Below are 15,740 nucleotides of genomic sequence, written 5' to 3' on the forward strand. Positions count from 1 at the left end.
AATTCCATAGACTTAAATAAATACCTACTTCAATATATAAAGAATTAAATACCAGTTAAACAACTAATTTCTATGAAAATCTTAACTATGAAAAAAATAATTGTAAATCTACCTGAGAACTTAGCATATAATATGATAAACAGGATACTGTCGTTCCACCGGATAATCGATTTAAAGTTGAGGTGGTTGGTAAAAAATTGATTCTGAAATAACCGCAATAATAAATAATCATAGGAAATATATAATTAATAGCAAACAATGAAAATTATTAAAATACTCTTTAATTACTAGAAACCATTGAACTTTTATGAGGACTTTTAAAATGAGGCTAGGAAAAACTAATTTAAAAGTAAACAAAAATGGATTTGGTGCCCTACCAATCCAAAGATGCACAATGGACGAATCGATTGAAATTCTCCAAACAGCTTATGAGAATGGAATAAACTTTTATGATACAGCGCATTTCTATACTGACAGTGAAGAAAAAATCGGTCGTGCATTGAGTGACGTTCGTGAAGAAATATATCTTGCAAGTAAAAGCGGGGCAGAAACTGTAGATGACTTCTGGAGTGATTTGGAAACTTCACTTAAAAGCATGAAAACAGATTACCTTGATCTTTACCAGTTCCACAATATCTCATTTTGTCCCAAAGAGGAAGATGACTTATACAAAGCCATGCTTGAAGCAAAAGACAAAGGTATGATAAGGCATATTGGAATTACAACCCACAAAATCACACATGCCCATGAGGCACTTGATTCCGGCCTTTATGAAACTTTACAATATCCATTTTCCTATTTAAGCGGTCAGGAAGAAATTGACCTTGTTGAAAAATGTAAAAAATTAGACGTTGGTTTTATTGCAATGAAAGCTATGGGCGGAGGATTGATTAAAAACTCAAAAGCAAGCTATGCTTTCTTAAATCAGTTCGACAATGTCCTGCCTATATGGGGAATTCAAAAACTTGAAGAGCTTAACGAATTCATATCATACGACGAAAACACTCATTTAGATGATGAATTAAAAACCATTATTGAGAATGATAAAAAGGAGCTTGGAGACAATTTCTGCAGAGGATGCGGCTATTGCATGCCTTGTCCTGAAGAAATCAATATCAGCCTATGTGCCAGAATGTCTCTATGGATTAGGCGTTTTCCAACAGAACCTAATTTGGATGAGAAAACCCAGGAAATTATGAAAAAAACTCTGGATTGCGTAGAGTGCTATGAATGCGTTGACAAATGCCCATATGAATTAAGCATTCCGGAACTTTTAAAGGAAAACTATGAGGATTACCAAAATGTTTTAAGCGGGAAAACAAAGGTGTGAACATGAAACAGTGCATTGAAAATCCAGATGATGTTGATTGGGCGAGTTACTGGGCTGAAAGACTTGAAACAAAAGTCATGAAAAACTGGGATGAAGCGGCACCCGGATTTTACAAAAGAACCCATAAAGAAGACTATAACACTGCCCTTTTTGAAAAGCTAATACTCAGTGAAAATGATACCGTTTTAGATGTTGGATGCGGTGAGGGATCAGTCACAGTACCTCTAGCCAAAAAAGTAAAAAAGGTCATTGGAATAGATTCATCACCAAAAATGCTCGAATACCTCAAAAAAAGAGCTGAAGAAAATAATATCGATAACATTGAAACTATCTTAAAGCCTATTGAAGAGATAACCTACGATGAAATCGGAGATGTTGATGTCGTTGTCTGCTCCAGGTCACTGAATGCAATCATACCGATCGAAGAAACATTAGCCGAATTAAACAAAATTGCCAATAAATATGTTTTCATAACTATTTTCGGACCTGAAAACAAAAAATTGGAAAAGGACTTTGACAAAATGCTCGGCATACAGACAGAAGACTTTCCGGACTACAACTATTTCTTCAATATATTATTCAATATGGGAATCTATGCAAACATTGAACGCTTTGACCTTAAAAACTACAAGATTTATGACAGTGTTGAAGATGCAATGAACAACGGTAAATTCCGACTCGATTTGTACTCAGACAGTCAAAAAGAGGAGCTTAAAAAATATTTGGCTGAAGTCCTTATCAAAAATGAAGAAACTGGAAAATTATTCAATGAAAAAGACAAAGCCGATTGGATAATGGTTTGGTGGAAAAAATAGAAAATTTTTCATTATGTATTTAAACATTCTATTTTCATAAAAAAACACTAATTATTCTTTTTTTAATCATTTTAAGATGCAAGTGGGCGCTTACATTCGAAAAACTATTTATATGCCGTTATATAAACTAAATAATGGGTTTGATGTGTTCATTGAAATTGAAAACATCAATGACAAAAAATTATCAAGGTGATTACTGTGATTGATTGCTGGACTAGAAATTTAATTCATTAGATGAACAAGGCTGTTGAACTGTAAACTGATTGGAAATGAGATAATGTGCACTTGGGAAGAAGCGGTTGAGCAATTCCAAAGATTTAATCATTTGAACTAAATTTGAACACAATAAAATAGACTGGAGGTGAAAACATGATGAATGTAGATTTTGGAGATCTCATTGATTTCATACCTGATTTCAGATGTTTCTAGACTTTTAATTAAATTCGCAAAAAAATGCTCTATAGGTGTGTAAATTCTGCGAATTGAAAATGACATGTAAATGCTGCCTGTTTGTAAGGCATCAAGCGGGCAGTTTTAACATAACTATTTTTTAAACGAATTTTTAACATTGATTTTACGGATTATCGTCAATTTTAGGGAATTTTGTTTTGAAAATTTCTGGTGAAAACATTCTCTGTAAACTTAATAAAATTTTACTGTTACATTTGGAAAAAAAGTATTTTTAAAAGTGAGTTGTAAAATCCGTCTTTTGACTAAATAGCTGTAGAGCTCGTCTTTGACTTCGTTTTTTATGGAAACTATTGAAAATTGAAAAAGAATATCTTCTGTGAGGGCATATTCATCGTTCATAAAAAAAATCACCTACAACATTATGTCATAGGTGATTATTATGATTTTTGTTAAAATCTGATTTAATCATGATTTAATCATGGTTAATATCATTTTATATGGACTGTTTTCAGCTTGAAGAGCATGCGGTTCATTGGCAGGCATGATAATTATTTCACCTGCTTTAACTGTATGTTTTTCACCGGAAATTGTAATTTCCGCTTCACCGTCAATTACCTGAACCATTGCATCAAAAGGTGCTGAATGCTCAGACAATCCCTGGCCTTGATCAAAGGCAAAGAATGTAACAGTCCCCAATTCTTTTTTTATTAATTCACGACTAACAACCGTGTCATCCTGATAGTCGACTAGTTTCTGGATATCTAAAGCCTTTGCTCTAATATCCTCACTCATAGACTATTCCCCCATAATTGTTTTAATATCTGCAATCGCATCTCCAGTAGTTGGAGTCAAATTATAGTTTTCAACCAAGACATTTATAATGTCTTCGTTACACCATGCAGGAAGAACCGGTCCGATCCACATGTCGGTTTTACCTAAGTATAACAATGCCCAAAGTACTGCAGCTGCTTTTTGTTCCATCCAACTGAGGACAATAGTTAATGGCAAGTCATTTAATTCCATGTCGAACAATTCACATAATGCCAATGCTACATCAACTGCAACAATAGTGTCGTTACATTGACCTACATCCAATAATCTTGGAATGCCTTCAATGTCGCCTAAGTCAAGGTCATTGAATTTGTATTTACCGCATGCTAATGTTAAGATTACGGTGTCTTGAGGCAAGTTCGCTACGAATTCCCTGTAGTAGTCATTGTGTTTTGCTGCCTTGTCACATCCTCCGACTACAAAGAATCTTCTGATTTTACCTTCTTCCACTAATTTTTTGATTGCATCCGCATGTTCAACGATAGCTCCTGCACTCCAACCGGTAGTGATTGTGGTCAATTCTTCAGCTTCCAATCCGCCAAGGGATTTTGCGCATTCAATCACTTCTGAGAAGTCATAGTCATCTACGGTTTTTACTCCTTCAAGCTTTGCTACATCCATGGTGAACATTCTTTCCTTATATGCATCAAGTGCAGGCAGTACACAGTTACTGGTACCAACAATAGCTGCATTGTATTTTTTAAAGACTGTTCTTTGATCATGCCATGCTCCACCAAGTTGCCCTGCCAAGTTTTCATATTTGTTTAATCCAGGATATCCGTGGGCAGGCAACATTTCAGAGTGTGTGTAAACTTTAATGTCAGTTCCTTCCACCTGTTTTAATAATTCTTCCAATGCTTTTAAGTCGTGACCGGTAACGATAATTGCTGGTCCTTCTTGTGCACCGACTTTTACTTCAACAGGTTGTGGTTCACCGTAAGCTTCAATGTGTGCATCCTTAAGCAATCTCATAACATCCACACTTACTTTACCTGCTTCTAAAGCTAAAGCAACCAAGTCACCAACGTCAAAGTTGACATTGGTTAGTGTAGTGTACAAACCTTTGGTTAAAAATGCGTCGATTTCTGGATTGAATTTGCCTAAAACATTTGCGTTGTAGTTGTATGCACTAATTCCTTTCATAGTGAAGATCAAGTTATCCTGTAATCTTGCCACTGTCGGTTTTTTACCACAAACTCCACTTACAGTACAGCCAGTACCTTTAGCGGTTTGGGAACATTGATAACAAAACATGTCTAATCCATCTGCCATTTTAATTACCTCATTTTTTATTGTTAATTATAAATCAATTTGAAAAGTATATAAACATTTTGTCACTATTCAAGGGTGAAAAGTAGTAATACTTTAAATATTATGAAAACTAGATTATAATTATGGATGAGAATATATCAGTTTTAAAAGGAATTGGACTTACAATGTATGAAGCGCAAGCATATGTAACACTCACCTCACTAATTGAGTCAACTGCTGCCGAAATAGCTGAAAAGTCAAATATTCCTCGAAGTAAAATATATGATGTTTTGAAAGGATTGTATGAAAAGGGTTTTATTGAAATCGAAGATGGACGGCCTTTAACCTACATTGTAAAATCCCCTGTTGAAGTTTTAAGCCTTGAAAAAGAAAAGATTAACAGCGAATTAGATGACACGATCACCAGACTAACAAATGTCTATGAAAACGGAATGAGTCAGGTTCAGGCCCCCATATGGAGAATATATGGTGTTGAAAAAATCATTAATCAGGAAGTGGAAATCATCAAAAGGGCGAAAAATACCGTCAATATGAGAATTGGATTTCTGTTTGAAGGTGAAGGAGAAGCGCTTGTAAAAGCCTTTAAACATAGACGTAATTTAGAAATCAATATTTTGGCCTCACCCACATGTTACATCAACAATGAAAAATTTGAAATAATTGAATTTTTCAAGCAAAATGACATTAATATTCAAAAAGCAGACATACCTTTTGTTAAAGTAATGATTGCCGACTCAAAAGAAATGCTGCACACCTACACTAAATTTACCGAAGACAAAAGGAATGTTATTCCCGAAACCGCCATCGGAATCTGGAACAAATATGAAGAAATAGCTAAAAACTATGACGACCGTTTTATGAATCAGTTGCAAAAAATCAAAAAGAAATCTAAAACATCAAATTTTTAATATAACAATCATAAATATAATAAAATAGTATACGATTAAACTAAAAAAATGTGGAAATAGGTGTAAATTATGCGAAACGAAATAGAAAAATATATGATAATCATCACATTCATATCTTCATTTTTTACAGTGTTTGTCTTAAATGGAGTGATTCTTGCGGTTCCTGAAATTGCTAAAGAATTTGGAATGAGTAACCTTACCCAAAATTGGACCTTAACTATTTTCACATTAGTTGGAACAATGCTTACAATTCCTGCCGGCCAGATTGCGGGCAAATATGGTTTTAAAAGAACATTAAGCATTGCAAATTCAATATTTTTAATTGGATTAATCGGATCAATCATTGCATTTTCAACTGAAACCTTTTTAATTTCAAGGATTGTGCAGGCTATAGGTATAGCTTTTGTAAATGTATGCGAAATAGCAATAATCACTTTATCAATTAGTAAAGAAAGTAGGGGAAAGGCTTTAGGAATTATTATTACTGGGGTTTACTTAGGTACTTCAGCATCTCCTGTTATCTGCGGGTTTTTAGTTCAAAACTTTGGATGGAGATCAATATTTATTTTTTCAATAATATTCATTGCCCTATGTGTAATTTTACTTAAAATGAAAATAACCCCCGAATGGAAAACAAATGAAAATGACAAATTTGACAGGATTGGTTCAGTCCTATACATGGTCGGCATTTCTTTATTGATTTATGGATTTTCAGCATTGATTACCACAACCGGAAAAATATCCCTGGTTATGGGAATTATTATACTAGTAATATACTTCTCATATGAACTAAAACAAAAATCCCCTGTATTTGATGTGGATTTATTTAGAACTAAGGCGTTTACCGCATATAATCTGGCTGGAATGTTTGGTTATTTTGCTGCGATGGTATTTACAACACTAATCAATTATCACTTCCAATATGTAAAAGGGTTTAATCCTGAATTAACCGGTTTTATATTAATTGTAAGTCCTATAGTCATGTCCATTACAGCACCATATGCCGGGAAACTTTCAGATAAAATGCATCCTCAAAAAATCGCGACTGTTGGTATGGTAATAACTACTTTTTCCATGATTATCCTGTCATTTTTGGATAAAAATACCCCATTGTATATCATTATATTAGCAATGGCCCTACAGGCATTTGGTACTGGATTATTCTCATCTCCAAATTTAAATGCAGTTATGAGCTCTGTCGATGAAAAAGATGCTGCTTATGCATCTGCAGGGCAATTAGCAACTAGAGCTATAGGCCAGTCAATGAGCTTGGGTCTTTTGACATTAGTGTTCTCATGGATTATGGGCAATCTGGAATTATCTTCAATCTATTCCAATATGATTGTACAGTCTTCACAGATAATCTTTGCGGTTTGCAGCATTGCATGTGTTTTTGCCATAATCACATCAATAATTGGAATAAAAGCGGACAATAAAATTAAAAGATGAAAAGAACTATATTCTTCTTGAAGCGATTATAACATCATATATGTCATAAGGCGGAAGCTCTATCTTATAATCCAAAAGTTTAATTAAAGCTTCAATACCTTTTCTTCCACTGGAGAACCATTGGTATGTATTTTTTGGAATAATAACCAAGCCCCCAGTTTTGACTTTTGAGAAGATATCTAAAATGAGTAAAACCTTATCTGACTCATTTTTACCAAACAAACTTTTATTTAAATTGATAACAACAAAGTCAAAATTGCCCTTCAAATCATTTAATTCACTAGATTTAATTTGCACCATATTCACATCTTCAGCAAATTGGTCAGTTACAAATAGTCCAGTCCCATATCTTGAAGATTTCTCGATTATTGGCCTAATTTCACTTAAATATTCCCCATCATCCCTAATTTTAACATTGACGGAATCTTCACTTAGAATTAATGAAAAGGCATTTCTTTCAACATCTCTTAAAAAGTTTAAATTTTTATCCACTTCATGTTTATTTTCATGAACTAAAAAAATAAATCCCGCGGCAGTATTCAAGTCTTCGGTTTTTTGGAAAAACATGTCATACTGGTCAACACTAATTAATACAGCATCATGATACGCTTTTAATCTGTTGCTCATATCACCTATAGGTGATGAACGGGCAACCATATCAAAGGGAACAATGAAAAATTTTAAAGTGCCGTGAGCATATAACTCATACTTTTTCTTTAGTTCATTATAAAAACTTTCTGGCTTCAAATAGGAATCCAGAATACTGTCCGTTTCATGTTGACCTGAAATTCTATCCAAAAATTTGGCAGGCATTCCTCCACCGCATGGACGGCAATTAACCTCAATTAAAACAGGTCCATTTTCATCAATCATATATTCCCCATGAACAGGACCATATTGAATTCCCAAAGCATCTGCAACTTTATAAGCATATTCCACCATTTCAGCTTCGCCAAGACTTAATTCGTTTACAGTTTCACAGGAATCATAAACAATAGCTCCATCAGATGTTCTGACTTTATTATATTTCCAAATTAGAGTAACGCGATGAACGCCCTTATGTGTTACCGTATTGACTATGTATTCAATGCCGTTGATGCGTTCCTGAATTAAAAGTTCCTGAATTTGATCACCATAATAATTTACGTTATCAAATAGGTGTTTGATTGAATCAACCATCTCAGCCCTGTCGATGCAGATTCTAACGCTTGCAGAACCTGCACTATAAACTGGCTTTATGACAACTTCCTTCAATCCTTCACTATCATAAAAATCCAATGCCTCTTCAAGAGAGCGAACAACCTTTCCTTTTATTGAACGGAGCCCCCTTTGGGCTAGTCTTTTATGCATTTCATCCTTTAAAGTCATTGCATCAAGATTTTCAATCGGATTTCCTAAAAGATTCAACTCATGAGATAACTTGGTTGCTAAAATTACTCCCCTTTCATTACCCGGCACAATCAAAAGAGGATCAAACTTTTTTACTTCTTCAAGAGTTTCTTCGAAAGTATCCTTCTCGTAAATCATTTCAAAATCATAAGGAATTGCTTCATATTCCTCCAAAATATGTTTCCCGAATTTCTTTCCTTCTTCAGTATCAGAATCATTTAAATGCAAAACAACTGGATTATATCCCCTATTGATAATATCTTCAATAAAATTTTTCCCTGTTGATATGCACTCAACAACAATAATATTTCTCATAATACCCCTCATCAAATAAATTTTTCTTCAAATTCAATTAAAACATCTAACAAATCATAATCCAGGCGATTGATAGATTTATAAGCAATTTCATTCGGAACATCCCAATAAGCTGAGGCAATGCTTCCAGCTATTGCCGCTTGAGTATCGGCATCTCCCCCTAAAGAAACAGCATTTCTTACTGTATCCTCAAAGTTTCTGGCTTCCAAAAAACAGATTATTGATTCAGGGACGCTTCCGGCACAGGAAACATCAAATGAATAGGACGGACGAATTTCATCTACAGACCTGTCCAAATCATAATCATACCTTATTTCAACATGCTGCCTGATTTCATCTTTATTGGCACCTATTCTTGCCAGATAAATTGCATCTGCAGTAGCCAAAGCCCCCTTTATTCCTTCAGGATGGTTATGGGTTACGGCAGCGGATTTATAAGCTAAGTTTTGTACTTCCTCAAGGGAATCCCCAACCCAAGCGCATGGAGAGACGCGCATTGCAGAACCGTTTGCCCAACTTCCATAAGCTTGAGGAGAATCCTGGCTTAGCCAATTAATGAACATTCCGCCATAACCCGCGTTAGGATATTTCAGCCCCCAATATTTCAACTCATCAACCAATACTTTTTTAGAGACCTTATCCTTAATTAGCCAGTTTGCAACGGCCAATGTCATGATAGTGTCATCCGTAAACATAGATCTTCTTTCAAACAAGTTGAAATCCTTTGTTTTAATCTGATTGAATTCCCTTGTTGAACCTATTATATCACCCGCGATAGCACCAATAATTCCTTTCATAATAATAATTTGTGCTTATCAATTAAATATAATTAAGTATTACTCAAACAAAAAGGGAGTAATAAATTAAAATTTAAAAAAACTAAATGTTTATTTATTATAACTTCGATAAAAAGTTATTAGTGATGGATATGAGTTGTTGGAAATACTGGCCAAAAATAGAAGAAATTGCTGACAAATTAGAAAATTACGGTGTTGATTCACTGGACGACCTTTCTTCATTGAATTCCGTGGATTTGGATGAAATAAAAAAATTGTTAGATGAGATAGAAGTTATTGCACATGACGAAACTATAGATTTCGATTCAGCAAAACACATTCTAGATGATGAAAAAATGAACCAGGCCTTAAAACTAATTAGAAAGTTCTATTTATATATCGGAGCCAGATTGGAAACAAGTAATGCAGAAGAAATAATCAATTCAGATGATCCTCAAGCGGCTTTAGATAAATTTCATTTCTATGAAAGATATCAAGGCTTACTTACCAATGAATCCAAATTAGCGCATTGGCATGAAGATAAAACCTTTGTTTTTGTAGGAAGCGGTCCTTTACCATTGACATTGATATTATTCAGGCAAAAATTCGGATGTAAATGCATAGGCATTGAAATTCAGGAGGATGTGGCCGAATTATCCAGAGAGGTTATTAAAAAGCTAGGTCTTGATGACGGTATCGAAATATTGGTTGGAGATGAAACATTACTTAAAGACCTTGACTTTGATATATTGATGGTTGCCGCATTTGCTGAGCCTAAAGAAAGAGTATTTTCAAATGTATGGGAAATTATTGATGAGAAAACACCGCTTCTTGTTAGAACCTACAGCGGTATGAGAGCCATTCTTTATGCTCCCCTAACCGATACAATTCTTAGAGGATTCCACAAAGAAGTAATGTTGCTTCCACTGGGAAATTCAAATAATACAAGCGTATTGCTAAGAAAAGTAGTCTAAAAAACCTCTTTTCTTTTAATTTTCAACCATGAAAATTTTTAAAAAAAATAGCTATTAAAGAATCGAGGAGAGGAGATTGCTTCAATAGCTATTGTAGACAGTGAAAGAAACCCATATAAAATTTATACAAATCTCTTTTTTATTAATTATCCTACATTGATGGAGAAAATAAAGCAATATTAACTGGTTATGCCAACAGTCAGTATTACCCGGCTAATGATGAATTTATCAACATAAGAATAATTAACATGAAAAATAGTCAAAATATTCTCTATTTCAACTATTTTTCTAACATCAGTAATCATCTCACTAATCTTAGAAAAACAATTAAATATGATAGTAAATAGCTATTTTAATAGCTATCTACAATCAATATGGCTGACTATTTTTTTTAATCTATTCTAATTCCAATGGCCCTAATTTTGAGAGAGTTTTATGGAATTCATCCATTGTTTTCTGGAATTTTTCACCTTCAGATGCAGAAATCCATTCAAAACGGAATCTTTCCTTTTCAATGCCAAATTCTTCAATAATATCCTGAACAATTTTTGCTCTTCTAGACCATTTGTAGTTACCTGCATCATAATGGCAATCCCCAATATGGCAGCCCCCTACAAACACTCCATCAGCACCTTCTTCAAATGCTTTGAAAATCATTGACGGATTAATTCTTCCAGAACACATTACACGAATTATTCTAACATTTGGAGGATATTGCATACGTGCGGTTCCTGCAGTATCTGCTCCACCATAACAACACCAGTTACATAATAAACCAACAATTTTTAAATCATCAGACATCAAAACCACCTCATAACTCCACTTTATCTGGACTGTATAATGGAGGTTTACTATCATTTGAAACTCCAGCTACATAACCAGTTCTATTATAATATTTTTTCTGCAATTTGTCAAAAATCAATGAAACAGGAATATCCATTGGACATACATCATCACATTGACCACAATCACAACAACTGAAACTCATATGGGATAATCTAACTCCCTGGAAAGCTATAGGACTAGGAGGTATATCCTTTTCATCGAAGTATGATTTATTGAGTTCACAGTTTTCATAACACCAACAGATAGGACAAATATCACGACAAGCATAGCAACTGATACATCTGTTCCAATCATCAATTCCATTAACTGACGGATAAGTCGCATCCTGATTTTTCTTAGCCATTTTAATCATGATGTTTTCAACTTTGGATCTTCCTTCAATTGCTGCTTCGCTTGGAGATTTGGTTTCAAGAATTCCTGCTTTTTTAGCACCATCGATTAATTCCTGACCTTTTTCATTATTAATTTCAATGAATGTCCATCCATCTTCAGCACCCCAATTTCCACATGCGATATTTGCTTTTCTTGGGATTTTTACATCACATCTTTGACAGTTTTTACGACGACCAAATCCTTTTTCTTCCAATTCATGGATTTTTACAGCTTCTTCGCCTCCATCAGCAAGTTCGATGATGAATTGTCCTTTGTCAATTTCTTCTGAAATGACATCATCAGGATCCGCTTCATAGAATAAATCAATCATTTTTCTACCCGGCATTGGAGCAACTGTACCTCCACAATTTAAACCGACTGTGTAGATATTATCCGGATTGATTTTATGTCTCTTAATAAGTTCATCAATTGACCTTATATCACATGGTTTAACTGATACTGCTATTTTTTTATCTTCGAAGTATTTTTGGATTAAATCGCCTACCATGGTTGGAGCACAGTGATAAGAACCGGCAGTTCCGATTAAATCTTCAGAATTTGTTATCAATGTTGGAATTCCATCATAAACATCATCACAAGGACGCAAAGCTAAAACTCCATCAACAAGACCTTCGTCCAATAAATATTTGAAAATGCTAGTGACTGCACCACCGCATTCACCCGCATTATGAATTTCATCATTACTAGATTTAGCTAAAACATAACTCATAAAAATCACACCAATTAACCTTTAATTTTTTCAATAACCTCTACAATGCTTAATGCATCAGATTCCATAACCTGACTAAAATTTTGACTTTCACCCATAGCGTTTACAAAAGAGCCTTCATATTCTAACCAAGATTTGACCGGAACAACAACATCTGAGGCTTTTGTGGTGTCATTTTCAAATGCTGATAAACTAATAATTATAGAGATGGATTTAAAATCAAAATCAAATTCATTTAAAATATCATCATTGAATACTAGTAAAACCTTAGTATTAGCCAATAGTTCGAGAACTTCATCTTTTGAATTAGGATCTGCAATATTTAAAACACCTTTTGTATTAGTCTTACTATATACCGGCAATATTTTTGAACCCAACTCCTCAATTTTATCCAAATCATCACTTGAATCAACAGTATTAAAAACAATCACTGATGACTCATCGAGATTATCTTTATAATTATTTAAAAATTCTTGGACTGATACGGAAGTTGTTTCATCGGAAATGTTAGCAGTTACAGATTTTTCAGCTTTTATATTAGAAAAGATTTTAGCTCCATTTTGTTTTGCATGAACAATTCTTCTTCCTATTAATGGGTTTTCATATAAAATATCCCCGATCACTAAAACTGAAGATGCCTTCTCAATTTCCTCATAAGACGCAACTTCATCAAAGTTTCTCAAATCATCAGCATAAAACAGTAAACTAAAATTATTTTCATCAATGAATGATTTAATTGCTTCAGCTTCTTTTAAACTGTTATTTCCAGATAAAACTACAGTAACTTTATCGCTTGCATCAATTTCCTTAGAAATTTCATTGATTGCTTTTATTAATTCCACCGCTCCACCTGATATGCTTGCTTCATTAATTTTATTTGCAAAATTTTCTATTGATTTTCTTCCGTTTGCACAATTTTTACCCTCATTAACGGGGTGCCTTTTATATGGAAAACTTCCAACAACTGCCTCATCATCTAAAATAACATTAATACCACAACCAACACTACATGAAGGGCATAACGTGTGTTTAATCTCTAACATAATACATCACCAAATTAGTTAAAAAGAGTACTTGAAATATGCTCACTGCCAAAATCTGATATGGTCTTTGGATTGGATAAAATATGAGTTGATTCCCTAGTCAATGAAATCATATTCATTAAAACAGAACATGCTTGATGGAAAATTAATTGAGAAACATCATCCTGAATGAATTCTTCAAAAGTAGATAATTCCACAACCCCCTCAATTTTAAAATCTAAACGAAAATGTTCTGAAGACTTTAAAATTATGTTAAATCTGACTTGATTTTGATCTGTATCATAATATTCAACAGCCCAATCAATATCCAAATTTAAACTTAAATTTTTTGGATTGACATCCGGTCTTATCATACCAATCTTTTGCATATATATTTTCATTTTACTCCCCAACAATTTTATTACAATTTTATTAAAATTATCCAATTAACTAAATTAATTAAATAATCCACTTTATTATAATAAGTAATAACTATATAAATATTTTTAAAGTATTATTTTTGATTTTAGGACTTTAAAAATCAAATAAAGGATTTTAAAGGATTTAAATTTTTTAAAAAAAAAATGTATTGAATATTAAAAAGAATTAAAAATTAAGCATTCTTAAATTAAAATTAGTAATAATTCTTAAAAAAAATTAAAAACAAATAAAAATTTATTAAAATAAAAATAAATCTATCAATACTAACTAAATAATAAATTATTGAATATGTAGAAATATTTTAGTAAAACAATTATTTATAAGACAATATTGTTTAAAATATCCAAAATTTGAAAGTTTTAGAAAGTAATACTTTTTTTAAAATTATTACTACTATAAAACATACAAATTTATAAAAAATTATTACTAATGGAAATAAATAAAAAAAGAAAAGACAAAAGTTATGAATGTCTTTCCAATACAAAATCTGCAATGTCTGCAAGTACCTGTTTAGATGAAGAATCAGGCAATATTTCAAGTACTTCTTTAGCTTCATCAACAGATTTCAATGCCAAAGTGCGAGCATATTCAATAGCCCCACATTTTGTTAAAATTTCAACTGCCAAATCTATATCTTCTTGTGAATTATTGTCATCTTTTAAGATTTCAAGTAATTTTTCTGAATCATCACCGGCAGATGAAAGACCGTTGATTGCAATAATAGTCATTTTTCCTTTGCCAATGTCAGAACCAATCGGTTTACCCAATGTTTCCTCATCACTTGCAATATCCAAGTAATCATCCTGAATCTGGAAAGCAAGACCTATCAATCTACCGTATTCATACATTGCATCTATAACTTCCTGTGAAGCACCGCCCATAATTGCACCGGCTTTTGTAGCAGCGGCAATTAAAGCACCAGTTTTTTTGAAAATCATTTCCATGTATTCATCTTCAGTCACATCGAACCTGTCTTCAAAACCCATGTCAGATGCCTGACCTTCACAGATTTTTACACATGCATCGGCAACGGTAGCTAAAGCCTGGTTGTTTTGATCTGATGTTGTGCCTTCAGTTCCAATAATTATTTCAAATGCTTTTGAAAATAGTGTATCTCCTGCAAGGATAGCAACATCCTCGCCCCATACCTTATGTACGGAAGGCATTCCCCTCCTCATATCGTCATCATCCATTATATCATCATGGATAAGTGAAAATGTATGGATAAGCTCAATTGCAGCGGCAGATTTTAAAGCACTTTCACGATTACCGCCAACAGCCTCCGCAGTAATCAATGTTAAAGCCGGCCTAAGCATTTTTCCACCAGCTTTTGTCAAATAAACTGAAGCTTCTGCAAGATTATCCGGAACAATAGTAGACAATTCATCTTCAATTGTTTTTGTAATGTCAGTTGAATAACTTCCAAGTACCTCTTTTACATCACTCATTTAAAATCCCTCTCCTAACTTTTAAAAACTTGTGCCTGAGCATTTCTTAAAATATGAATATCATAGCCTATTCTGTAACCTTCCTCTTCGGCAAGTTCCGCATATGCTGCAAGCATGGATAAGTCTCCGTGAGCTGGAATGATATGCTGCGGTTTTAGCATGCGTAAGAATTCCCTATGGTCTTCCCTTCCAGCGTGCCCAGAAACGTGAGCATTCGGATAAATTCTTGCACCTTTTAATTTTAATCTTCTCTCCATAATATGCCTATTGGCCGCATTTGTTGGATTTGGAATAATCGGTGCAGAAATAATGACATTGTCTCCTTTTTTGATATTGAATGGAGTTCTTCCATTTGCAATTCTTGGAAGCAATGCATCAGGTTCACCTTGGTGCCCTGTAGTTACAAGCAGA

The 15,740-nt window shown here is 33.6% G+C and carries 15 protein-coding genes; 5 read left to right on the forward strand and 10 right to left on the reverse strand.

Features of this window, described 5'->3' with window-relative positions:
* The first annotated feature begins 322 nt into the window (after positions 1–322).
* Positions 323–1,330, forward strand: coding sequence for an aldo/keto reductase (locus ACJMLZ_RS06595; protein ID WP_405304740.1), 1,008 nt, complete (start codon positions 323–325; stop codon positions 1,328–1,330).
* 2 nt (positions 1,331–1,332) lie between these two features.
* Complete coding sequence (locus ACJMLZ_RS06600; RefSeq protein WP_405304742.1) at positions 1,333–2,145, forward strand: class I SAM-dependent methyltransferase; 813 nt, start codon at positions 1,333–1,335, stop codon at positions 2,143–2,145.
* An 876-nt stretch (positions 2,146–3,021) separates the two neighbouring features.
* Here ACJMLZ_RS06600 and ACJMLZ_RS06605 read toward each other — a convergent pair.
* Together ACJMLZ_RS06605 and hcp are read right to left on the reverse strand one after the other, a co-directional pair.
* Positions 3,022–3,348 carry a cupin domain-containing protein gene (locus ACJMLZ_RS06605; RefSeq protein WP_405304744.1) on the reverse strand — a complete coding sequence of 109 codons (327 nt, stop codon included), beginning with the start codon at positions 3,346–3,348 and terminating at the stop codon, positions 3,022–3,024.
* Positions 3,349–3,351: 3 nt separating this feature from the next.
* Positions 3,352–4,659, reverse strand: a complete 1,308-nt coding sequence (hcp, locus tag ACJMLZ_RS06610; protein ID WP_405304746.1) for a hydroxylamine reductase — start codon at positions 4,657–4,659, stop codon at positions 3,352–3,354.
* Positions 4,660–4,781: 122 nt separating this feature from the next.
* Here hcp and ACJMLZ_RS06615 point away from each other — a divergent pair, with 122 nt between their 5' ends.
* Together ACJMLZ_RS06615 and ACJMLZ_RS06620 are read left to right on the forward strand one after the other, a co-directional pair.
* Positions 4,782–5,567 carry a TrmB family transcriptional regulator gene (locus tag ACJMLZ_RS06615; protein WP_405304748.1) on the forward strand — a complete coding sequence of 262 codons (786 nt, stop codon included), beginning with the start codon at positions 4,782–4,784 and terminating at the stop codon, positions 5,565–5,567.
* A 69-nt stretch (positions 5,568–5,636) separates the two neighbouring features.
* Positions 5,637–7,016 carry an MFS transporter gene (locus ACJMLZ_RS06620; protein WP_405304750.1) on the forward strand — a complete coding sequence of 460 codons (1,380 nt, stop codon included), beginning with the start codon at positions 5,637–5,639 and terminating at the stop codon, positions 7,014–7,016.
* A gap of 6 nt (positions 7,017–7,022) precedes the next feature.
* Here the strand turns inward: ACJMLZ_RS06620 and ACJMLZ_RS06625 are convergent, their stop codons facing one another.
* The gene (locus ACJMLZ_RS06625; RefSeq protein WP_405304752.1) at positions 7,023–8,720 is read right to left on the reverse strand and encodes an ATP-grasp domain-containing protein; all 1,698 of its coding nucleotides are present in this window, start codon (positions 8,718–8,720) and stop codon (positions 7,023–7,025) included.
* Between the two features lie 11 nt (positions 8,721–8,731).
* Positions 8,732–9,517: an ADP-ribosylglycohydrolase family protein gene (locus ACJMLZ_RS06630; RefSeq protein WP_405304754.1), complete on the reverse strand. Its 786-nt coding sequence runs from the start codon at positions 9,515–9,517 to the stop codon at positions 8,732–8,734.
* A 131-nt stretch (positions 9,518–9,648) separates the two neighbouring features.
* Between ACJMLZ_RS06630 and ACJMLZ_RS06635 the strand changes: the two genes are divergently transcribed.
* Positions 9,649–10,470 carry a nicotianamine synthase family protein gene (locus tag ACJMLZ_RS06635; protein WP_405304756.1) on the forward strand — a complete coding sequence of 274 codons (822 nt, stop codon included), beginning with the start codon at positions 9,649–9,651 and terminating at the stop codon, positions 10,468–10,470.
* 396 nt (positions 10,471–10,866) lie between these two features.
* Here the strand turns inward: ACJMLZ_RS06635 and ACJMLZ_RS06640 are convergent, their stop codons facing one another.
* The 6 genes from ACJMLZ_RS06640 to ACJMLZ_RS06665 all read right to left on the reverse strand — a co-directional run.
* Complete coding sequence (locus tag ACJMLZ_RS06640) at positions 10,867–11,271, reverse strand: hydrogenase iron-sulfur subunit (protein WP_405304758.1); 405 nt, start codon at positions 11,269–11,271, stop codon at positions 10,867–10,869.
* 10 nt (positions 11,272–11,281) lie between these two features.
* The gene (locus tag ACJMLZ_RS06645; RefSeq protein WP_405304768.1) at positions 11,282–12,424 is read right to left on the reverse strand and encodes a Coenzyme F420 hydrogenase/dehydrogenase, beta subunit C-terminal domain; all 1,143 of its coding nucleotides are present in this window, start codon (positions 12,422–12,424) and stop codon (positions 11,282–11,284) included.
* Positions 12,425–12,432: 8 nt separating this feature from the next.
* Entirely contained in the window at positions 12,433–13,461 is a 1,029-nt protein-coding gene (locus tag ACJMLZ_RS06650; protein ID WP_405304760.1) for a molybdopterin-dependent oxidoreductase, read from the reverse strand.
* A gap of 14 nt (positions 13,462–13,475) precedes the next feature.
* Positions 13,476–13,841 carry a hypothetical protein gene (locus tag ACJMLZ_RS06655; RefSeq protein WP_405304762.1) on the reverse strand — a complete coding sequence of 122 codons (366 nt, stop codon included), beginning with the start codon at positions 13,839–13,841 and terminating at the stop codon, positions 13,476–13,478.
* 501 nt (positions 13,842–14,342) lie between these two features.
* Positions 14,343–15,329, reverse strand: coding sequence for a short chain isoprenyl diphosphate synthase IdsA (idsA, locus tag ACJMLZ_RS06660; RefSeq protein ID WP_405304764.1), 987 nt, complete (start codon positions 15,327–15,329; stop codon positions 14,343–14,345).
* Between the two features lie 14 nt (positions 15,330–15,343).
* The coding region (locus tag ACJMLZ_RS06665; RefSeq protein WP_405304766.1) for an MBL fold metallo-hydrolase RNA specificity domain-containing protein at positions 15,344–15,740 on the reverse strand (397 nt) is incomplete at its 5' end.

The organism is Methanobrevibacter sp. (assembly GCF_045126245.1).
In the GTDB taxonomy this organism is placed as follows: domain Archaea; phylum Methanobacteriota; class Methanobacteria; order Methanobacteriales; family Methanobacteriaceae; genus Methanocatella.